The organism is Sphingomonas sp., assembly GCF_041661825.1.
In the GTDB taxonomy this organism is placed as follows: domain Bacteria; phylum Pseudomonadota; class Alphaproteobacteria; order Sphingomonadales; family Sphingomonadaceae; genus Sphingomonas.
Genome location: NZ_JBAZTU010000004.1, coordinates 244,978 through 264,509 on the forward strand (window position 1 = coordinate 244,978; position 19,532 = coordinate 264,509).

Genomic DNA, 19,532 nt, shown 5'->3' on the forward strand with positions numbered 1-19,532 from the left:
CCATTACATCAATGGAGAGAATATAGGGAGAGAGTCGATGAGGTTCCGTCCTGCAGTCGCTTCCGGATCGATCAGCCTGTTGCTCACGTCGGGGCTGATCGCCTTGCTGGTCAGCTCGGCGCCGCGACCGTCATATGCGCCAGTATCCGAGTCTCTGCGTCTGATGGATGTGATGGAGCCCCCGTCGCCTGCCATGGCACCGTCATCGCCCGCCCTCGCGGAATACTCGATCGCTCCCTATGGCGCGCCCGAAAACACCGAACGTTATGACGGGCGGCCGGTCGCCCCGATCCAGTGGGTCGCGACCAATCCCGCCTCCACCTTCTCGGTCGATGTCGACACCGGTTCCTATGCCAATGTCCGGCGCTTCCTGAACCATGGCGAGACGCCGCCGCCCGAGGCCGTGCGCACCGAAGAGATGATCAATTATTTCCGCTATGACTATCCGCGCCCGACCGATCGCTCCCAGCCGTTCAGCGTGACGACCAGTATATCGACGACACCGTGGAATCCGGAATCGCGGCTGCTCCGCATCGGCCTGCGCGCCTATGACGTGACGACTGCCGCACGGCCCCGCGCGAACCTCGTTTTCCTGGTCGATGTCTCGGGATCGATGGACGACCCCGACAAGCTGCCTTTGGTCAAGACGGCGCTGTCCCGCCTGGCCGACCGGCTCCGCCCCGACGACCGCGTCTCGATCGTCGTCTATGCCGGCAATGCGGGCATGGTGCTGAAACCGACCGCGGACAAGGATGCGGTCAAGGCAGCGCTCGGTCGCCTCTCCGCCGGTGGATCGACCGCCGGGGGCGAGGGCATCCAGCTCGCTTACGACACGGCCCGGTCGACTTTCATGAAGGGGGGCGTCAACCGCATCTTCCTGGCGACCGATGGCGATTTCAATGTCGGGATCAGCGACACCAAGGCGCTCGAGGCACTGGTCAAGTCCAATCGCGACGACGGCATCACGCTCACCACGCTCGGCTTCGGCGAAGGCAATTACAACGAAGCGATGATGGAGCACATCGCCGATCTCGGGAACGGCAATTATGCCTATATCGACAGCGCGATGGAGGCGGGGAAAGTGCTCGACGAGCAATTGTCCGCGACCCTCGTCACCGTCGCGAAGGACGTGAAGGTCCAGGTCGAGTTCAATCCGGCCGAGGTGAAGCAATATCGTCTGATCGGCTATGAGAACCGCGCCCTGGCCGAAGAGGATTTCAACAATGATTCGGTCGATGCCGGCGATATCGGCGCCGGGCATCAGGTCACTGCGCTCTATGAGGTGATGCCGGCCGATGCGAAGGGCTGGGCCGACGAGCGGCGCTATGCCCCCAAGCTGACCTCACCCCGTGGGGGCGGCACCGAGCTTGGCTTCGTCAAGCTTCGCTACAAGCTGCCAGACGGGCAGCAATCGCGGCTGATCACGCGACCGGTGCCCGCCAGCCTCATGACGAGCGCAGCGGCACCGAGCGGCGACATGGCCTTTGTCGCGGCGGTCGCCGCGTTCGGCCAGAGACTGCGCGGCGACACATTTCTCGGCAGCTTCAGCCTTGCCGATGCCCGCGCGCTGGCGGGCAACCAGCAGGGCATCTGGCGAGAGGAATTCGTCAGGCTGACCCGCCTCGCCGACAAAAGATGCACGGGCGACTGACGACCCGGTGGCGCTGCCGGCCCGTCCTGCGATAGGGATGGCCGGCAACCCACGGAGCCAGAACATGGAAACGACCGCCCCCCTGATCCTGATCGCGCTGCTCGCGGTCGTCGTGATCGCCGGCATCCTCTGGGGCATCAAGCTCAGGCGAGACCGCAGCGCTGCCGACCATATCGTCACCGCGAACCGCACCGCAGCCGAGCAGGGCGCGCCCGGATCGACCATGGCACCTCCCGTCGCGCCGAGCCCGCCGCCGCTCGCCGACGAACCGATCGCGGCCGCCGCCGCGTTCGACGCGACGCCCGCCTCGATCGCCGTGGAAATGGCCGAACCGGAACCCGAGCCCGTAGCCGAGCCTGCCCCGGCTCCAGCGCCGGTTCCCACGCCCGCGCCTGCCTCCGCGGACCTGACTCAGCTCAAGGGCCTCGGCCCCAAGCTGGTCGCCACCCTGGCAGAACTCGGCATCACGCGGATCGACCAGATCGCCGCGTTGACCCCCGACCAGGCGCAGGATCTCGATGCGCGATTGGGCAGTTTCCGCGGCCGGCTGGCGCGAGACCGCTGGATCGAGCAGGCCCGCTTGCTCGCCGCGGGCGACCGTGCCGCCTATGAGGCGGAATTCGGGAAGCTGGGCTAAACTGAGGAGTTCAGGCGGGCCGCGCCGGGCGGCCTCTGCCGCGCCCCCGTCGCCGGGGCGCGAACCGGTCGAACGCTTCGACCAGATCGTCGAAGCGGCGATCGGTGCCCATCATGTTGAGCGGGATGTCGCCGAACCCCATCCCCTTGTTGGCCCCGGCCAGCCAGCCCATCAGATGGCGGGAACGATAAAGCTCGGGTTCGTGCAGCCACAGGCACACGAAGCTGCCCAGCCCCGCCCCCTGGACCTCGATCCGCGACATCGCGCTCCACGGGATCAGGTCATTCGACCAACGGCGCCAGCGCACGCCGCGCGCATCGACCTCCATGACCGGCCCGAAGCGGAAGAGCTGGCGTATACCGACGATCGCGCAAAGGCCGAAAAACAGGATCGCCGCCCAGCCGATCGTCACGGTAAACAGGTCCTTCGCGCGAAGCATGAAGATCCCGGCTGCCACGAAACCCAGCGCACCGACCACCACCAGGCCGATCCGCCAACGGGAGACATAAGCGGTGAAGGCGGGCTCCATCCTAGCGCTTCTTCTTCGCCTCGCTGACCAGTAACTTGTCGATGCGCCGGCCATCGAGATCGACCACTTCGAATTTCCAGCCCTGCTCGACGAAGCTTTCGCCCTCGCCGGGCAAATGGCGGAACACCGCGAGCGCAAGGCCAGCGACCGTCGCATAGTCGCGGTCCTCGGGTAGATCGATGCCGAGCCGCTCGGCCAGCGCGTCGACCGCCATCTGCCCCGCGACGAGCAGCGATCCGTCGTCGCGCTCGACCACCGAGGGCGCTTCATCCGGATCAGTATCCGACGCGAACTCACCCGCGATCGCCGCAAGCAGGTCGGCCGGCGTCACGATGCCTTCGAAATGGCCGTACTCGTCATGGATCAGCGCCATCGGCACCTCGGCCTGGCGCAGCGCGTCGAGCGCGTCCATCGCGTCGATCTGGTCGATCACCACTGGCGCCTGGCGCATCAGCACGCGCAGGTCGAGCGGCTCGCCCTTGAACAAGGCCACCGCGATGTCGCGCGCCTGGACCACGCCGATCACTGAATCGACCGAGCCGTCGGCGACCGGCATGCGGCTATGCGACGCCGCCATCAGCGCGGAACGGATGCCGGCATCGTCGAGCGTCACGTCGATCCATTCGACATCGGTGCGCGGCGTCATCACTTCGCGCACCGGCCGGTCGGCCAGGCGGACCACGCCGGAGATGATGGAGCGCTCATGCTCCTCGATCACGCCCGACTTGCTTGCCTCGGCGACGATCAGGTGAAGCTCCTCCGCCGTCACATGATCCTCAGTCTCGCGCTTCAGTCCCATCAGGCGGAACAGCGCGCCGCTCGACGAATCGAGCAGCCAGACCACCGGGGCGGTGCACCAGGCGAGAATGCTGACCGGGCCCGCCATCATCGCGGCGATCGGCTCGGGCGCCCGCAGTGCGATCTGCTTGGGCACCAGCTCGCCGACGACGAGCGAGGCATAGGTGGTGAGGGCGATGACGATGCCGAAGCCGATCGTCTGGGTCGCCTCCGGCGACAGGCCGAGGAACATCAGCCGCGCCGCGACCGGCCCGCCCAGGCTCGCGCCCGAATAGGCGCCGGCGAGGATGCCGATCAGCGTGATGCCGATCTGGGTGGTCGACAGGATCTTGCCGGGGTCCGCCGCGAGCGCCAGCGCCGTGCGCGCGCCGCGTTTCTTCGCGCGCGCCATCGCCTCAAGCCGCGCCTTGCGCGACGAGACGATCGCCAGCTCCGACATCGCGAAAACGCCGTTGAGCAGGATCAGCGCAAAGATGATCGCAACGTCGATCCAGGGGAAGGGGGGAAGCGGTGCCATGGCGCTCGGCAAGTCTTTGACCGGTTTCTCGCGCCTGCACAACCGCCTGAGACGCGCAAAGTTCGAATCGGATGCGGAACAAGCAGGCGCCAAGACGGGTTGAACCAGGGTTGGGCGGCGCTTCCACGCGCCGCAAAGGGGAGAGAGAGATGACGCTGTCGAATCGGCTGCTCGCCGCCGCGGCCCTTGCCGCGCTGGTCATAACGAGCGCCTGCACCACTGACCCCGTCACCGGCGAACGTCGTGTATCGAAGGCCGCGATCGGCGGAATCGGCGGCGCGCTGGGCGGCTATCTGCTCGGCGATATCGTCGGCGGCCGCAACGACCGTACCGCGAAGATCGTCGGCGCGGGCATTGGCGGCATCGCGGGTGCCGGCATCGGCGCCTATATGGACAAGCAGGAACGCGACCTGCGCACCCGCACCGCGGGCACTGACGTGCAGGTGATCCGCCAGGGCGACGATTTGATCCTCAACATCCCGTCAGGCATCAACTTCGCCTATAACAGCGCGGCGGTGGAGCCGCAGTTCCGGCACACGCTCGACCAGGTCGGGCAGGTGCTCGGCCAGTATGACCGCACCTATATCGACATCTACGGCCATACCGATTCGACCGGCAGCGAAGCGTACAACCAGGACCTGTCGGAACGGCGCGCCGGATCGGTCGCCGACTATCTCGAGACGCGCGGCGTGCGCGGGGCGCGAATCGGGACGCGCGGTTTCGGCGAGCTGCAGCCGATCGCCTCGAACGACACCGAACAGGGCCGTGCGGTGAATCGGCGCGTGGAGATCAAGATCGTGCCGATCCCGGAGAGCGATGTGCGGTGATACAAAGGCCTCTCCCTTCGGGGAGAGGGAATTACCGCCTCGCCGCGAAGAAATCTTTGAGCAGCGCCGCCGCCTCGCCTTCGCCGATCCCGGCATAGACCTCGGGCCGGTGGTGCACGGTCGGTTGGGCGAACAACCGCGGGCCATGCTCCACCGCGCCGCCCTTGGGGTCGCTCGCACCGTAATAGAGCCGCGCGATCCGGGCATGGGCAATCGCGCCCGCGCACATCGCGCACGGCTCCAGGGTCACCCACAGGTCGCAATCGGACAGCCGGTCGTCGCCGATCGCCTCGGCGGCGGCGCGAATCGCCAGCATCTCGGCATGAGCGGTCGGATCATGAAGCGCGCGCGGCGCGTTGGCAGCAACCGCCAGGATCTTCCCGTCGAGGACGATTGCCGCGCCGACGGGCACTTCCCCCGCGGCTGCGGCCTGGGAGGCAGCATCGAGCGCTGCGCGCATCGGGGCGGGAATGGGGAACATACGTGCCCCTTTGCCCCAGCATCGCCGCCCGGACCAGTCCGGGCGGCGACGGCACATGCTTACTGAGCGGTGTTGCTCGCGGCTTCGGCGGGCTTGTTCATCGTCACCGTCGGCACGGTGATGGTCTTTTCGGTGGTGGTGACGGTCGGCACTTCGATCGTCTTGTTCGTCGTGCCGACGCTCACCGTGGCGAGATTGGCGTCGACCGATGGGGCGGCACCGCCATTGACGCTGATGCTGGGCAGCGAGCCCGGCGTGGTCTTGAGCGTCAACAGGCCGAGCGACACCAATATGGCGACAACGACGGCGGCGATTCCAACCAGGGCTAGCAGGGCGCGCATGGGCATTCTCCAATCGAGGTAATCGAATCGTTACCGTAATTAACCTACATCGGCGCACTAGGTTGCATGGGTAAAGCCTGAATCGGTTGACGCATTGTCCCGTTCCGGCTATCCGCGCCGCCTTTACGGGACCAGCCAGCACGGTCTGGCCGAAACTCAGGATACGACACATGTCGCGCATTTGCGAGCTGACCGGCAAGGGCCGGCTGGTGGGAAACAACGTCTCCCACGCCAACAACAAGACCAAGCGTACCTTTCTGCCGAATCTGCAGAACGTCACGTTGATGTCCGAAGCACTGGGCACCAGCGTCAAGCTGCGCGTCTCGACGCACGGCCTGCGTTCGGTCGAGCATGTCGGCGGCCTCGACAACTGGCTGGTGAAGACGGCGGACGACAAGCTGTCGCTTCGTGCACGCCGCCTGAAGCGCGACGTCCGCAAGAAGCTCGGCACCGTCGCGGTGGCCGCCTAACCTTTTCGACGGGTTCGAAAGAGCAAATGGCCTGCTTCCCCTGGGAAGCGGGCCATTTTGCGTGTCAGCGCCGCTTTGCTGGTGAAACCGGGGCCGGCGAATCGGGCTCGAGCCTGAACTTCAGCAACAGGCTGCGCTGCAGGAACAGCTGATTGTCGTCGGACACGATCCAGACGATGATCGCCTTGCCTTCCCGGGTCACCGCCAGTCCTTCGAAATTGTCGTGGATCAGCGGCTTGGCCAGCGTCGCGATCTCGCGCCCGCGCACCACCGCGCCCGGACGAAGGGTGCGCGGATCGATCAGGATCAGCTTGGTCGAGAAGTCAAACGGCAGCGCGAATCGACGATTGAGCACCAGCAGCCTGCCGTCGGGCAGCACCGCGAGATCGCTCGGATCATAATGTGCCGGCGGGATATAGCTGAAGCGGAAGCCCTTGTTGGGATGTTCGGCCGGATCGCCGGAAAAACGAATCGCCGCCCTGCCCTTGCGGCCCGGCCAGGGCTCCCGCTCCCCCATCACGACGAATCCGCCATCGGGCAGGCGCGCCATCGCCTCCGCCCCCGAATTCACGGGCCAGTCGGCCATGGCGGGCGGGGCGGCATGCGCCTCGCTGCGCTTCAGGGCGGGTGAGAAGCGCCAGATTTCGTTGGCCCGCTCGAACCCGACCCATATCTGCCCGGTCTTCGGGTCGGCGGTCAGTGATTCGCTGTCGCGGTCCTGTTTCAGCCAGCCAGTGCCGGGCCCGGCGGGCAGATCGCTGAAGGAACGTTCGCTCAGGCGCCCCCGCGAATCCATGCGAAAGCGCACCACATTGCCGCCATCGCTGAGCAGGGTGAAGCGGTCGCCCAGGACGGCCATCGCGGAAAAGCCGCCAAAGGCCGGATCCGGGCTCGTCAATTCCACACCGCCGAGCCAGGTGAGCTGTCCCACCCGCGTCAGCGCGGGATTCGCGTCGTCGAGCTGGTTCCGCTTCGCCTCGAACGCTGGGTCCGGGCCAAGCAGCGCCAGCCTCTTCTCCCCCATCCATGGCGGCGTGAAGAACAGCAGCAGCAGGACGGAATACAGGATGCGCATCGTCACCGCCCTGATCGACCCGGCGCGCGGGCGCAACCGTCATCCGCTTCATGAACCCTGGCTAACGACTCCATTCAGGACGGGCTCAAGCCGACTCACCCATAAGGTCTCCAACGACACGGCATTCAGAGGAGACGAGCCATGTTCAAGAAACTTTCCCTGGCCGGTGCGGCCCTCGCGATGAGTGCCACCGCCCTGATCCCCGCGACGCCCGCCGCCGCCCAGAATTACGACCGCCATTATCGTGGCGACCGCTACGACAACCGGTACGACGGGGGCTATCGCGATTACGACCGCGGCTATCGCGACGATCGCGGATACGACAACCGCCGGAACTATCGCGGCTATAACCGCAGCTACCGCGCGCGCTGCAACAACGACACCGGCACGGTGGTCGGCGCGATTGCCGGCGGCCTGCTCGGCAACACCGTTGCTGGCCGTGGCGACCGCCTGCTGGGCACTGTGCTCGGCGCTGGCGCCGGCGCGCTGGCCGGTCGCGCGATCGATCGTTCGGACGATCCGCGCCGCTGCCGCCGCTAACGAAAACCCTCGCGTGGTGTAACGAGGGCGAGGGCCGGTGCCGCAAGGCGCCGGCCCTCAACCGTTGTGGGGTTCTCCCAAGTCACCCAATCGGCGCGCCGGCGGCAAAGCCGCCGTCGGCCGGATTGGGCAAGCCCACCCGCCGGCCGTGCCGGTTGCTGCGCTGTGCGCACCGGCGGCACACAGTGCCGCCTGCAACCGTCAGTACATATGCTGCCCGCCATTGATCGACAGCGTCGAGCCTGTCACGAACCCGCCCTCCTCCGAACACAGGAACGCAACGCCCCGCGCAATCTCATGCGCCTGGCCGAGCCGCCCGACCGGTATCTTCGCCACGATCTTCTCCAGCACATCGGCCGGCACCGCCGCGACCATGTCGGTGTCGATATAACCCGGCGCGATCGCGTTGACCGTCACCCCGGCGCGTGCGCCTTCCTGCGCCAGCGCCTTGGTGAAGCCGTGGATGCCCGATTTGGCGGCGGCGTAATTGACCTGGCCGTACTGGCCGGCCTGGCCGTTGATCGACCCGATATTGACGATCCGCCCCCATTTGCGCTCGCGCATGCCGGGGAACACGGCCTTGGCCATGTTGAAGCAACCGCCGAGATTGGTGTCCATGACCTCCTTCCACATCTGGTAGGTCATCTTCAGGATCGTGCCGTCGCGGGTGATGCCGGCATTGTTGACCACCACGTCCACCGCGCCGAGTTCCTCGGCGACCTTCCCGCAGCCGGCCTGGCAGGCATCGTAATCGCCCACGTCCCATTTATACGCCGCGATGCCGGTTCGATCGGAGAACTCACGGGCGCGCTCGTCGTTGCCGGCATAGTTCGCCGCGACGGTCATCCCCATGTCCTTGAGCGCAAGGCTGATCGCCTCGCCGATTCCGCGGGTACCGCCGGTGACGATCGCGACGCGTGCCATGTGTCTCTCCTCTGAGCGTTCAACCAGACGCTAGGCGGGGAGGTTCCAGCCTTCAAGCTCCCGTTGCAGCAATGTGCGCAACATTTCCATGCCGACCGGACGGTCGTTGAGGCAGGGCAGATAGGCGAAATCGGTTCCGCCAGCGGCGAGGAAACTCTCCCGCCCGCGGATGTTCAGCTCTTCCAGCGTCTCCAGGCAATCGGCGGAGAAGCCCGGCGCGACGATCGCGACCCTGGTCACGCCCTTGCCGGGCAATGCCTCGAGCGTCCTGTCGGTGGCGGGTTCGAGCCATTTCGCCCGGCCGAAACGCGACTGGAACGCAACGATCAGCTCGCGCCCGAGCGCGTCACCGAGCAACCGCGCCGTCTTCCGGCAATGGCAATGATAGGGATCGCCCAGTTCCAGCGTGCGCTGCGGCATGCCGTGGAAGCTCGCGACGATCGCCTGCGGCTCGAACTCGAGCGTGGCGAGCGACGCCTCCACCGCGGCTTTCAAGGCGGCGATATACGCCGGATCGTCATGATAGGGTGGCAAGGTGCGTACTGCCGGCTGCCAGCGCATGCCGGCCAGCGCGGCGAACGCCTTGTCGTTCGCCGTCGCGGTCGTTGCTGCGCAATATTGCGGATAGAGCGGTGCCAGCAGGATCCGCTCGCACCCCGCCTGTTTCATCGCGGCCAGCTTGGCCCCGATCGCCGGATTGCCGTAGCGCATCGCCCAGTCGACCATCACATTCGGCCCGAAGGCGCCCTGAAGCGCGATCGCCTGGGCCCGCGTGATCGCGGCAAGCGGCGATCCGTCCTCGCGCCACACCAGCCCATAGGCATGGGCCGACTTTTTCGGCCGCGTATTGAGGATGATACCGCGCAATATCGGTTGCCACAGGATCGGCGCTATCTCGACCACGCGGCGATCGGACAGGAACTCGGCCAGATAGCGCTTCACTGCCCCCGCGTCGGGCGCATCGGGCGTACCGAGATTGATCAGCAGCACGCCGATCCTGCGCCGGGGAATGGCCGGATGGCCCGCCGGAAGAGTCATGCCTCGCCGGGCGTCAGGGGAAGGGTGCGCATGCGGAAGCCCGTAGAGGCCTGAAGCGCATTGGCAATGGCGGGCGCGATCGGCGGCACGCCCAGCTCGCCGACGCCGCCCGGATCGGCCTCGCTGCGGATCATCTCGATCGTGATGTCGGGCGTGTCGGCGAGCCGCGGCAGGCCGATATCGCCGAAGGTGCGCGCATCGGCGACATTTTCGGTAAAGGTCGTGGCGCCGCCGAGCGCCGCGGCCATACCGAAGATCAGCCCGCCCTCGATCTGCTGGCGGACCACATCCGGATTGACCTGGCGCCCGCAATCGACCGCTGCGACGATCCGGTCGACCACCGGCCGCTGGCCTTCGTCCATATGCGCCTCGGCCAGCACCGCGATATGGCTGCCGCGAAAGCTGTGACAGGCAATGCCCTGGCCGCTGCCCTGGATGCCGCCTTCCCAGCCCCCAAGCGACGCCGCCGTCGACAGGCACCGCGCCAGCCGCGCATCGCCGCCGAGCATGCCGATGCGGAACGACAGGGGCTCGGTCCCGGCGACATGCGCCAGCTCGTCGAGGAAGCATTCCGTGAAGAAGCTGGTGTAGCTGTGCGCGCCCGACCGCCAATGGCCGGTCGGCACGCCGATCTCCGCCGGGTGATGATCGATCGCATAGGACGGGATACGGTAGAAGGGCTTGGCCCCGGCGACCGCATAGGCATCGCCCACATGCGGCAGCGCCAGCGCGGCCTGCGCTGCCTTGTCGGTGCCCATCAACCGCCCGGCCAGCTCGCGACCGGTAGTCGGCGCGGCGATCTTGGCGAGCCAGCCGAGGATCTGCCCATTGGGCCCGAGCCGCGCCGACATGCGCGCCGCGGCGGGCGGGCGGTAACGGTCGTGCATCATGTCCTCGCTGCGCGACCAGACGAGCTGGACCGGGCGCTTGAGCTTCTCGGCGAGGATCGCTGCCTGCTCAGCGGCGAGATGCTCGAGATTGGCGCCGAAGGACCCCCCGATCAGCATCGGATGGACGACGACATTGCTCTCCGAGATGCCGAGCACTGCCGCGGCGGCCGCCCGCGCAAGCCCCGGCGCCTGAGTCGGCAGCCACAGCTGGAGCCGGCCGTCGACATAATGCGCGGTGGCGGTCATCGTCTCGACCGCGGCATGGACGGCAAGGCCCGCGCGATATTCGGCGGTAACCAGCCGGGCGCCCTTGAAGGCGGCGGACAGATCGCCTTCCGCCGCCATGCGCTCGCCCGGGCCGTCGAGCGCCGCGGTCAGCGCGTCGTCGATGCTGCTCGAGCTGATGATCGCGCCCCGCGTCTCGAAGCGCGGGCGCATCGCCGCGAGCGCCTGGTTCGCCGCCCACCAATTGTTGCCGATCGCCGCGACCCAATTGTCGTTGGTCGCGACCGACAGCACGCCGCGAATCCGGTCCGCGGCCGCGCGATCGACGCTGATCAGCTTCGACTCGCCCACCGGCCCCTGGCGGATCGCGGCGAAGACCATGTCGGGCAGGCGGACATCGCCCGCGAAATTGGCCGAGCCGTCGACCTTGGACGGCACGTCGAGCCGGGGCAGCGACTGGCCGAGCAGGCGATTGGCGTCGCCGGTGCGCAGCGGCAAAGGGTTGGGCAGCGACCCGCCGACCGCCTCCGCCGCCAGCTCGCCGAAGCGCAGCCGGTCAGTGCCGTGAATGACGAAGCCGCCGGCCGTGCCGCATGCCTGCCAGTCGACCTTCCAGCGCTTCGCGGCCGCCTTGCACAACAATACCCGAGCCGCCGCGCCCGCGCTGCGCAGGTCCGCCTCGAACGCGCGCACTGAAGTCGATCCACCGGTCAGCACCAGCGCGGTGCGCGAGGCATGGCCCGAGCGGAGCGGCGCCGGCAGCGTGTCGAACACGCCCTCGAACAGCACGTCCGCCGCCATCGGATTGGCATAGAGTGGGTTGAGCGGCGCGGGCTCGACCGCGATGGCGCGCCAGTCGGCGCCGAGCTCGTCGGCCAGGATCTGCGGCAGGGTGGTATAGACACCCTGGCCATGTTCGGCCTGCGACACCGCCACGGTGACATGTCCGTCGGTGCCGATCTTCAGCCAGGCGCCGAAAATCGTCTCGCCCTTCGCCGCGGTGAGGTTGGGCGCATAGCTGCGCGGCCAGACACCCCAGGCGACGAAGAGGCCGATCCCGACGCCACCGCCGATCAGCAGCTTGCGCCGGTCGATATTCGGGAGTGCGTCGCGGACCGCCATCATGCTGCTCTATCGTGGCGAGCGGTGGCGCGCCAGTTTGACCTACTTCTCTTCCGCCTCGGCCGCCGCGATCGCCTGGTATTTCGCGCGAAGCCCGACCTTGTCGATCTTCTCCGTGCCGAGCCGCGGCAGTGGGTCCGCCGAGGTCCAGATGCGCTGGGGCACCTTGAACGCCGCGATATGCGCATAGAGATAGGCGCAGAGCTGCTCCGGGGTCAGGTCCTCGCCGTCGCGATATTTCACCACCGCCCCCGGCACTTCGCCCAGCCGCTCGTCGGGCAGGCCGAACACGGCGACCTCGGCGACGGCGGGGTGTTCGTAGATCGCGGCTTCGACTTCCTGGCAGGAGATGTTCTCGCCGCCGCGGATGATGATGTCCTTCTTGCGGTCGACGATGAACAGATACCCGTCCTCGTCGAGATAGCCGATGTCGCCGCTCAGGAAATAACGGTCGGCGGTGAAGGCGGCCGCGGTCGCTTCGGGCCGGTTCCAATATTCCTTGAAGTTGGCGACCGAGCGGATCGCGACTTCGCCCCGCGCACCCGGCGCAACCGGCCGGCCCATCGCGTCGAGGATGGCGAGATCGACCAGCGGCGCCGAGGCGCGGCCGGTCGAATTGGGCTTGGCGAGATAATTGTCACGCCAGTTGCCGCAGCCGATGCCGTTGGTCTCGGTCAGGCCATAGCCGAGCAACGGCGCGCCGCCGCCCATCTCCTCCTTGATCCGCCGGACATGCTCGACCGGGCGCGGCGCGCCGCCCGCGGCGAAATCGGTGACGGTGGAGAGATTATAGTTCGGCCGGTTCGGGTGAGTCAGGATCTCGAAGCTCATCAGCGGCACGCCGACGAAATAGGTGATCGCTTCGGCCTCGATCAGCCGCATCGCTTCCTCGGCATCCCATTTCGGCATCAACACCAGCTTGCGGCCCATGGCGAAGCTCTGCAGGAACACCGGCACTTCCGCGGTCACATGGAACAGCGGCACGTTGAGCAACGTCGCCGGCTGCCCCTCGGGCGGATTGCCGTCCCTGGTCGCGATGCCCAGCATCACCAGCGCCTGCGCCAGATAGTTGAACACGGCCTGCAACACCGCGCGGTGATCGCTGAGCGCACCCTTGGACTGGCCGGTCGATCCCGAGGTGAACAGGATCGTCGCATTGTCGTCCCCAGTCAGCGCGGGCAGCGGGACCCTGGGCCAGCTATGCGTGATGACGTGCATTGCCCTGGCCAGCGGCAGCGAGTCGTCGATCTCGACCACCGGCACGGCCGGCCCCTCGATCGCTGCGAGCCGCTTCGCCCGCGGCGGATCGGCAAACACCAGGGTGCAGTCCACATCGGCGATCGCCTCGGCCAGCTCGGCCGATTGCCACCAGCCGTTGAGCAGGGTCGCGACCCCACCCGCCATGGTGATGCCCATATAGAGCGCAATCCAGGACGGCGAGTTGCGCATCGCGATCCCGACTCGCTCGCCCGGCTGCAGCCCCTCGTCGACCAGGGTCCGCGCGACCTTTTCGGCCTCGGTATAGACTTCGGCGAAGGTCAGGCGTTCCTCGCCGGCGACGAGGAAGACCTTGTCCTTATGCTCGGCGGCATAGTGCGCGAAATACTGCGGCAGCGCGGGCGGGACGGTTGCGATCAGCGGCAGATCGGCCCCGTTCAGCGCGATCGAGCCAAGCGCCAGCGGCGCACCTTCCCCCGTGAGCGCGGCCAGCCCTTCGTCCATTCGGCGGTCAAGCTCGGTGCGCATGCTCTCTCCCCTTGGGTTTGTCGTTGTCGGCCTTTATGGAGGCGCGAACCCTTGGGGAAAAGCCTTGATCCTGACCACGCTCGCCAGCGCCCAGAACCATATCCATTTCGAGAGCCTCGGCCTGCATCCGGTGGCGCTGAGGCTCGGATTCTTCGACATCAAATGGTATTCGCTCGCCTATATCTCGGGCATCCTGCTCGGCTGGTGGTATCTGCTGAAGCTGATCTCCCAGCCCGGCAGCCCGATGGCGCGGCGCCATGCCGACGACCTGGTGTTCTACGCGACGCTCGGCATCATCCTGGGCGGGCGGATCGGGTATGCGATCTTCTACGCCCCCGGCATGTTCCTCAATCCGCTGCAGATCCTGAAGCTGTGGGACGGCGGCATGTCCTTCCATGGCGGGATGATCGGCACCTCGCTCGGGCTCATCCTGTTCGCGCGGCGGCATCAGCTCGACTGGCTGCGCATCCATGATTATCTCGCCTGCTGCGTGCCCTTCGGCCTGTTCTTCGGCCGCCTCGCCAACTTCGTGAACGGCGAGCTCTGGGGCAAGCCGACCGACGTCGCCTGGGCGATCGTCTTTCCGCGCACCGTCGTCGGCGGCCTCGATCCGGCGCGCCATCCGAGCCAGCTCTACGAGGCGGGGCTCGAGGGGCTGGTGCTGTTCGCGATCCTGTGGTTCGCCTTCTGGCGCACCAAGGCACGCTACGATCCGGGCAAGCTGGTCGGCCTGTTCCTGCTGTTCTACGGCCTCGCCCGCTTCACGGTGGAATTCTTCCGCGAGCCCGATTCGCAGCTCGTGGCGTTCGCCCAGGCGACCGGCCTGCATATGGGCCAGTGGCTGACCGTGCCGATGATCGCCGGGGGCATCTACCTGATCGCGACCTCGAAGAAGCGCCGCGAGCGCGTGGAGCCCATCGCCGGGAGCGAGAGCGTCGCCTGATCTTCCTCTCCTCCCGCTTGCGGGAGGAGCCGGGGGAGGGCATGTCGCCACCGAACCGATGGAACCCACAAGCCCTCCCCTAACCCCTCCCGCAAGCGGGAGGGGGATAGATGCGCCGCTCGCCGATCGGCTCGCCCGCGCGATAACGCTGGCGGGGCCGATTTCGATCGCCCAGTTCATGTCGGCCGCCAACGCGCATTATTATGCGACGCGCGATCCGCTCGGCGCCGCGGGCGACTTCACCACGGCGCCCGAGATCAGCCAGATGTTCGGCGAGCTGATCGGCCTGTGGTGCGCCGACCTGTGGGATCGTGCCGGGCGCCCCGACAGTGCCTGGGTCGAACTCGGCCCGGGCCGCGGCACGCTCGCGGCCGATGCGTTGCGCGCGATGGCGACGGCCGGGCTTACCCCGCCGGTTCATTTCGTTGAGACCAGCCCGACGCTCCGTGCCGCCCAGGCCGAGCGCGCACCCGGCGCAACCTGGCATAACGACGTCTCGACCCTGCCGGACGATCGCCCGCTGATCGTCGTCGCCAACGAGTTTTTCGACGCGCTGCCGATCCGCCAGCTCGTCCGCGCGCTCGACCTCTGGCACGAGCGCTTCGTCGCCTGCCAGGACGTGCTGTTCCTCCCGATCGCGGGCAAGCAGGTGCCGGCCGAGATCATCCCCGAAGCCTTGCGCGACGCGCCGCCCGGGTCAGTGATCGAGACCTCACCCGCCAGCGTCGCGGTGATGCGCGCGCTGGCCGGTGCCGTCGCGCGGCAGGGCGGCGCTGTACTCGCGATCGACTATGGCTATGAGGGGCCGGCGATCGGCGACACGCTCCAGGCGGTGCGCGGTCACCGCTTCGCCAACCCCTTCGACCAGCCGGGAGAGCAGGACCTGACCGCCCATGTCGACTTCGCGACGCTCGCCGCCGCCGCCCGGATGGAGGGCGCGCACGCCTATGGCCCCATCGGCCAGGGCGCGCTGCTGACCGCGCTCGGCGTGGACGCCCGCGCCGCCGCGCTCGCCAATGCAGCGCCCGACCGCGCCGACTCGATCGCCGCGGATCGCGAGCGGCTGACCGGCGCGATGGGCAATTTGTTCAAGGCGCTGGCGGTCACCGCGCCGGGCTGGCCGGTACCGGCGGGTTTCTCATGATCACCTATCGCGACGCCCGCACGATCGACGGCCCCGCGCTCTCGGCCATGGCGCGGCGCTCCTTCACCGAGACGTTCGGCAATCTCTATCGCCAGTCCGATCTCGCCGCATTCCTCGATGAGGCGTTCGGCGCGAACGGCCTGCCCTCGCAGCTGTCCGATCCCGATTTCACCGTGCGCCTGGCGCTGGACGACGGGGAGATCATCGGCTTCGCCAAGATGGGCCCGGTGACGTTCCCGGGCGAATGGCGGCCCGACGCGATCGAGCTCTACCAATTCTATGTGCTCGGGCCGTGGCAGGGCCAGGGCGTCGCGCCGGCGCTGATGGACTGGGCGCTCCAGCATTCGCGCGATCACGGCGCGAAGGAGATCATCCTCAGCGTCTATGTCGACAATCACCGCGCCCGGCGCTTCTACGAACGCTACGGCTTCCAGGAGATCGGTCGCTACGCCTTCCGGGTCGGCGAGACGATCGACGACGACCGAATCATGCGGCTGGTGCTGTGACCGTCACCTATCGCACCCCCGGCGAAGCGGACGGCCCCGCGCTGTCGGCGATGGCGCGGCAGGCGTTCGTCGACAGCTTCACCGGGGTGATCGATCCCGAGCCGCTCGCCGTCTATCTCGAACAGGCCTATGGTCCCGCCGGCCAGATGCAGCGCGATCTCGGCGACCCGGCGATCGACTGGCGCGCCGCGTATCTCGACGGGGTGCCGGCCGGGTACATCAAGCTTTCGGCGATGACCCTGCCCTTCGAGGCGGCACATCCGCAAGCGATGGAGCTGCGCCAGCTCTATGTCGTCGAAGCCTGCAAGGGCCAGGGCGTGGCCGATGCGCTGACCGAGTGGCTGATCGATACCGCCCTCGAGCGCGGCGCCCCGGAACTCTACCTTGCCGTGTTCGACCACAACCAGCGCGCCAAGCGATTCTATGCCCGGCACGGTTTCGCGGAGGTCGGGCGCTGCGATTTCGTCACCGGACCGCAAGTCCATGACGACCGCATCTGGCGGCGCACGCTGTGAGTGTCGAGGTCGTCCGGGCCAGGGCGCTCGACGGTGTCGCCCATGGTTTTCTCGGCCGGCGCGGCGGCGTCTCGACCGGGCTGTACGCCGGGCTCAATGTCGGCATAGGATCGGATGACGATACCGACGCCGTCGCGGAGAACCGCCGGCTCGCGACCGAGGCAGTGCTGCCGGGCGCGCGGCTCCTGACGCTCTATCAGACGCATTCCGCGGATGTCGTGCGCGCGCTGACTGCGTTCGACGACCGCCCGCCGGGCGACGCCCTGGTCACCGACCGGCCGGGCCTCGCGCTCGGCATCCTCACCGCCGATTGTACCCCGGTGCTGCTCGCCGACCGCGAGGCCGGGGTGGTCGGCGCGGCGCATGCCGGGTGGAAGGGCGCGATCGGCGGCGTCACCGATGCGGCGATCGCCGCGATGGAAAAGCTCGGCGCGCGACGCGACCGCATCGCCGCCGCGGTCGGCCCGTGCATCGCCCGGTCGAGCTATGAGGTCGATGACGGTTTCGCGCGGCGCTTCGAGGCCGACGATCCCGCCAACGAACGCTTCTTCGCACCCGGCAAGCCCGGCCATCACCAGTTCGACCTCGAAGCCTATGTCGCCCAGCGCCTCGCCAAAGCCGGGCTCGCCCGGATCGAGATGCTCGGCCTCGACACCTATGCCGATGAGGCCCGCTTCTTCAGCTTCCGCCGCGCGACTCATCGCGGCGAGCCGGGCTATGGCCGGCAGATCTCGATCATCGGGATCGCCGGCTGACCGGCGCATTTTGTCCAACATGGACGCCATTTTTCGACAATGTTTTTTCTTCCGCTGTTATGTTGGATTTTCGGGGTCATTTTCTCCCGGTAGTTCAGTGCGTTGCGGACCGTTTTCCCTGTTACGCATAACAGCGGAAAAAAGGCGCGCCTTTCCGCTGTTCTGGCCACGATTTTCCCCTGATCGACGGCGAAAACCGTCCAACATTTTAATCACAATGGGAAAGAGCGGGACGGCGCTGCAGACACCCTCCAGCCGCCTGATGCCGTGATCGCCGCGAATCTTGAATCGGCGAAATTCTCCCTGGCGGCGACGGAACGCGCGCGGGATCGATCCGTTACCGGAACGACGGCCTGCTGCGCACGCGCAAACCGGTATCAAATGCGACTATCTCGCGCTAGGACAGCGCATCCTCTCTTACCCAGGACGCATTCATGGCGATCAAGAACGAAGACGAAGCCGACCTGACCGGCGTCGCACCCCGCACCAAGCCCAAACCCTCCGTCGAAAAGATCGGCGACCGCAAGCTCAAGCCGTCGACCCTGATGATGGGCCATGGCTATGACCCGATGCTGTCGGAAGGATCGCTGAAGCCGCCGATCTTCCTCACCTCGACCTTCGTCTTCCCCAATGCCGCCGCGGGCAAGCGCCATTTCGAGGGCGTGACCGGCAAGCGCCCGGGCGGCGCCGAGGGCCTGGTCTATTCGCGCTTCAACGGGCCGAACCAGGAAATCCTCGAGGACCGGCTCGGCATCTGGGAAGATGCCGAGGACGCGCTTGCCTTCTCCTCGGGCATGTCGGCAATCGCCACGCTGTTCCTGTCGATGGTCAAGCCCGGCGACACGATCGTCCATTCGGGCCCGCTCTACGCCGCGACCGAGACCTTGATCGCGCGCATCCTCGGCCGTTTCGGGGTGCATTGGCTCGATTTCCCGGCAGGCGCGACCCGCGAGGAGATCGATGCGGTCCTGTCCAAGGCAGCAACCGGCCGAGTCGCGCTGATCTATCTCGAAAGCCCGGCCAACCCGACCAACGCGCTGGTCGATATCCAGGCTGTCGCCGCCAGCCGCGACGCGATCTTCAAGAACGCCGCGGAAAAGCCGCCGATCGCGATCGACAACACCTTTCTCGGCCCGCTCTGGCTCAAGCCGCTGGAACACGGCGCCGACATCGTCGTCTATTCCTTGACCAAATATGCCGGCGGGCACAGCGATCTGGTCGCGGGCGGCGTGCTCGGCTCGAAGGAGCACATCAACACCATCCGGCTGATGCGCAACACGATCGGCACGATCTGCGATCCGCATACCGCCTGGATGCTGATGCGTAGCCTCGAGACGCTGGAACTGCGCATGAGCCGCGCCGGCGAGAATGCGGTGAAGGTCTGCGAATTCCTGCGCAGCCACGCCAAGGTCGAGCGGGTCGGCTATCTCGGCTTCCTCGACAGCACGCCGGGCATGGAGCGCCAGGCCGATATCTATCGCCGCCACTGCACCGGCGCCGGATCGACCTTCTCGCTGATCGTGAAGGGCGGCGAAAAGGAGGCCTTCGCGTTCCTCGACGCGTTGAAGATCGCCAAGCTGGCGGTGAGCCTTGGCGGCACCGAGACGCTGGCGAGCCATCCTGCGGCGATGACGCATTTGTCGGTGCCCGATGCGCGGAAGCAGGCGCTGGGGATTACGGACAATCTGGTGCGCATTTCGATCGGGGTCGAAGATGCGGACGATTTGATTGCCGATTTCCGGCAGGCGCTGGATTCGATCTAGGGCCGCCCGCTCCTATTTCGTCATGCCGGACTTGTTCCGGCATCCACTGCTCCGCACACATTACGCTCGTTGGATTTGCGGAGCGGTGGACCCCG

The 19,532-nt window shown here is 67.1% G+C and carries 20 protein-coding genes; 11 read left to right on the top strand and 9 right to left on the bottom strand.

Annotation, left to right across the window (positions count from 1 at the left end; all coding sequences use genetic code 11):
* Positions 1-37 precede the first annotated feature (37 nt).
* Positions 38-1,651: a von Willebrand factor type A domain-containing protein gene (locus WC729_RS19715; RefSeq protein WP_372855962.1), complete on the top strand. Its 1,614-nt coding sequence runs from the start codon at positions 38-40 to the stop codon at positions 1,649-1,651.
* Positions 1,652-1,715: 64 nt separating this feature from the next.
* The gene (locus tag WC729_RS19720; protein ID WP_372855964.1) at positions 1,716-2,288 is read left to right on the top strand and encodes a hypothetical protein; all 573 of its coding nucleotides are present in this window, start codon (positions 1,716-1,718) and stop codon (positions 2,286-2,288) included.
* 10 nt (positions 2,289-2,298) lie between these two features.
* Here the strand turns inward: WC729_RS19720 and WC729_RS19725 are convergent, their stop codons facing one another.
* Both WC729_RS19725 and WC729_RS19730 read right to left on the bottom strand, forming a co-directional pair.
* Entirely contained in the window at positions 2,299-2,817 is a 519-nt protein-coding gene (locus WC729_RS19725) for an STM3941 family protein (protein WP_372855966.1), read from the bottom strand.
* Between the two features lies 1 nt (position 2,818).
* Entirely contained in the window at positions 2,819-4,132 is a 1,314-nt protein-coding gene (locus WC729_RS19730) for a hemolysin family protein (protein WP_372855967.1), read from the bottom strand.
* 149 nt (positions 4,133-4,281) lie between these two features.
* Between WC729_RS19730 and WC729_RS19735 the strand changes: the two genes are divergently transcribed.
* Positions 4,282-4,959 (top strand): OmpA family protein, encoded by a 678-nt coding sequence (locus WC729_RS19735; protein WP_372855969.1) that lies wholly within the window; start codon positions 4,282-4,284, stop codon positions 4,957-4,959.
* A gap of 31 nt (positions 4,960-4,990) precedes the next feature.
* Here the strand turns inward: WC729_RS19735 and WC729_RS19740 are convergent, their stop codons facing one another.
* Together WC729_RS19740 and WC729_RS19745 are read right to left on the bottom strand one after the other, a co-directional pair.
* Positions 4,991-5,419: a nucleoside deaminase gene (locus WC729_RS19740; RefSeq protein ID WP_372856633.1), complete on the bottom strand. Its 429-nt coding sequence runs from the start codon at positions 5,417-5,419 to the stop codon at positions 4,991-4,993.
* Positions 5,420-5,499: 80 nt separating this feature from the next.
* Complete coding sequence (locus WC729_RS19745) at positions 5,500-5,781, bottom strand: hypothetical protein (protein WP_372855971.1); 282 nt, start codon at positions 5,779-5,781, stop codon at positions 5,500-5,502.
* Positions 5,782-5,951: 170 nt separating this feature from the next.
* Between WC729_RS19745 and rpmB the strand changes: the two genes are divergently transcribed.
* The gene (gene rpmB / locus WC729_RS19750) at positions 5,952-6,251 is read left to right on the top strand and encodes a 50S ribosomal protein L28 (protein WP_372855973.1); all 300 of its coding nucleotides are present in this window, start codon (positions 5,952-5,954) and stop codon (positions 6,249-6,251) included.
* A gap of 64 nt (positions 6,252-6,315) precedes the next feature.
* Here the strand turns inward: rpmB and WC729_RS19755 are convergent, their stop codons facing one another.
* Positions 6,316-7,326: an esterase-like activity of phytase family protein gene (locus WC729_RS19755; RefSeq protein ID WP_372855975.1), complete on the bottom strand. Its 1,011-nt coding sequence runs from the start codon at positions 7,324-7,326 to the stop codon at positions 6,316-6,318.
* A gap of 141 nt (positions 7,327-7,467) precedes the next feature.
* Between WC729_RS19755 and WC729_RS19760 the strand changes: the two genes are divergently transcribed.
* Positions 7,468-7,866, top strand: coding sequence for a glycine zipper 2TM domain-containing protein (locus WC729_RS19760; RefSeq protein ID WP_372855977.1), 399 nt, complete (start codon positions 7,468-7,470; stop codon positions 7,864-7,866).
* Between the two features lie 201 nt (positions 7,867-8,067).
* On the opposite strand, the gene phbB is transcribed toward WC729_RS19760, so the two are convergent.
* Genes phbB through WC729_RS19780 form a run of 4 tightly spaced genes read right to left on the bottom strand, consistent with a single transcriptional unit; the run spans position 8,068 to position 13,811 of the window.
* Entirely contained in the window at positions 8,068-8,790 is a 723-nt protein-coding gene (gene phbB, locus WC729_RS19765) for an acetoacetyl-CoA reductase (RefSeq protein WP_372855979.1), read from the bottom strand.
* Between the two features lie 30 nt (positions 8,791-8,820).
* Positions 8,821-9,828 carry a ferrochelatase gene (gene hemH / locus WC729_RS19770; protein ID WP_372855981.1) on the bottom strand — a complete coding sequence of 336 codons (1,008 nt, stop codon included), beginning with the start codon at positions 9,826-9,828 and terminating at the stop codon, positions 8,821-8,823.
* On the bottom strand, positions 9,825-12,065 hold the full coding sequence (locus tag WC729_RS19775) for a molybdopterin cofactor-binding domain-containing protein (protein WP_372855983.1): 2,241 nt from the start codon (positions 12,063-12,065) through the stop codon (positions 9,825-9,827). The genes hemH and WC729_RS19775 overlap by 4 nt, the downstream gene beginning before the upstream one ends.
* Before the next feature lie 42 nt (positions 12,066-12,107).
* The gene (locus WC729_RS19780) at positions 12,108-13,811 is read right to left on the bottom strand and encodes a class I adenylate-forming enzyme family protein (protein ID WP_372855985.1); all 1,704 of its coding nucleotides are present in this window, start codon (positions 13,809-13,811) and stop codon (positions 12,108-12,110) included.
* 64 nt (positions 13,812-13,875) lie between these two features.
* Here WC729_RS19780 and lgt point away from each other — a divergent pair, with 64 nt between their 5' ends.
* The 6 genes from lgt (at position 13,876) to WC729_RS19810 (ending at position 19,437) form a co-directional block, all read left to right on the top strand.
* The gene (lgt, locus tag WC729_RS19785) at positions 13,876-14,754 is read left to right on the top strand and encodes a prolipoprotein diacylglyceryl transferase (protein ID WP_372855987.1); all 879 of its coding nucleotides are present in this window, start codon (positions 13,876-13,878) and stop codon (positions 14,752-14,754) included.
* Between the two features lie 58 nt (positions 14,755-14,812).
* Positions 14,813-15,898, top strand: a complete 1,086-nt coding sequence (locus tag WC729_RS19790) for a class I SAM-dependent methyltransferase (RefSeq protein WP_372855989.1) — start codon at positions 14,813-14,815, stop codon at positions 15,896-15,898.
* Complete coding sequence (locus WC729_RS19795; protein WP_372855991.1) at positions 15,895-16,404, top strand: N-acetyltransferase family protein; 510 nt, start codon at positions 15,895-15,897, stop codon at positions 16,402-16,404. Before WC729_RS19790 ends, WC729_RS19795 begins: the two co-directional genes overlap by 4 nt.
* Entirely contained in the window at positions 16,401-16,919 is a 519-nt protein-coding gene (locus WC729_RS19800; RefSeq protein ID WP_372855993.1) for an N-acetyltransferase family protein, read from the top strand. Before WC729_RS19795 ends, WC729_RS19800 begins: the two co-directional genes overlap by 4 nt.
* Positions 16,916-17,674 carry a peptidoglycan editing factor PgeF gene (gene pgeF / locus WC729_RS19805; RefSeq protein WP_372855995.1) on the top strand — a complete coding sequence of 253 codons (759 nt, stop codon included), beginning with the start codon at positions 16,916-16,918 and terminating at the stop codon, positions 17,672-17,674. The genes WC729_RS19800 and pgeF overlap by 4 nt, the downstream gene beginning before the upstream one ends.
* Positions 17,675-18,108: 434 nt before the next feature.
* Positions 18,109-19,437 (top strand): cystathionine gamma-synthase family protein, encoded by a 1,329-nt coding sequence (locus tag WC729_RS19810; protein WP_372855997.1) that lies wholly within the window; start codon positions 18,109-18,111, stop codon positions 19,435-19,437.
* Positions 19,438-19,532 lie beyond the last annotated feature (95 nt).

What these genes read in the sequence shown, in the direction of transcription:
- WC729_RS19715 (WP_372855962.1), top strand. Translation starts at nt 38, where the DNA reads ATGAGGTTCCGTCCTGCAGTCGCTTCCGGATCGATCAGCCTGTTGCTC.
- WC729_RS19720 (WP_372855964.1), top strand. Translation starts at nt 1,716, where the DNA reads ATGGAAACGACCGCCCCCCTGATCCTGATCGCGCTGCTCGCGGTCGTC.
- WC729_RS19725 (WP_372855966.1), bottom strand. Translation starts at nt 2,817, where the DNA reads ATGGAGCCCGCCTTCACCGCTTATGTCTCCCGTTGGCGGATCGGCCTG.
- WC729_RS19730 (WP_372855967.1), bottom strand. Translation starts at nt 4,132, where the DNA reads ATGGCACCGCTTCCCCCCTTCCCCTGGATCGACGTTGCGATCATCTTT.
- WC729_RS19735 (WP_372855969.1), top strand. Translation starts at nt 4,282, where the DNA reads ATGACGCTGTCGAATCGGCTGCTCGCCGCCGCGGCCCTTGCCGCGCTG.
- WC729_RS19740 (WP_372856633.1), bottom strand. Translation starts at nt 5,419, where the DNA reads ATGCGCGCAGCGCTCGATGCTGCCTCCCAGGCCGCAGCCGCGGGGGAA.
- WC729_RS19745 (WP_372855971.1), bottom strand. Translation starts at nt 5,781, where the DNA reads ATGCGCGCCCTGCTAGCCCTGGTTGGAATCGCCGCCGTCGTTGTCGCC.
- rpmB (WP_372855973.1), top strand. Translation starts at nt 5,952, where the DNA reads ATGTCGCGCATTTGCGAGCTGACCGGCAAGGGCCGGCTGGTGGGAAAC.
- WC729_RS19755 (WP_372855975.1), bottom strand. Translation starts at nt 7,326, where the DNA reads ATGCGCATCCTGTATTCCGTCCTGCTGCTGCTGTTCTTCACGCCGCCA.
- WC729_RS19760 (WP_372855977.1), top strand. Translation starts at nt 7,468, where the DNA reads ATGTTCAAGAAACTTTCCCTGGCCGGTGCGGCCCTCGCGATGAGTGCC.
- phbB (WP_372855979.1), bottom strand. Translation starts at nt 8,790, where the DNA reads ATGGCACGCGTCGCGATCGTCACCGGCGGTACCCGCGGAATCGGCGAG.
- hemH (WP_372855981.1), bottom strand. Translation starts at nt 9,828, where the DNA reads ATGACTCTTCCGGCGGGCCATCCGGCCATTCCCCGGCGCAGGATCGGC.
- WC729_RS19775 (WP_372855983.1), bottom strand. Translation starts at nt 12,065, where the DNA reads ATGGCGGTCCGCGACGCACTCCCGAATATCGACCGGCGCAAGCTGCTG.
- WC729_RS19780 (WP_372855985.1), bottom strand. Translation starts at nt 13,811, where the DNA reads ATGCGCACCGAGCTTGACCGCCGAATGGACGAAGGGCTGGCCGCGCTC.
- WC729_RS19790 (WP_372855989.1), top strand. Translation starts at nt 14,813, where the DNA reads ATGGAACCCACAAGCCCTCCCCTAACCCCTCCCGCAAGCGGGAGGGGG.
- WC729_RS19795 (WP_372855991.1), top strand. Translation starts at nt 15,895, where the DNA reads ATGATCACCTATCGCGACGCCCGCACGATCGACGGCCCCGCGCTCTCG.
- WC729_RS19810 (WP_372855997.1), top strand. Translation starts at nt 18,109, where the DNA reads ATGGCGATCAAGAACGAAGACGAAGCCGACCTGACCGGCGTCGCACCC.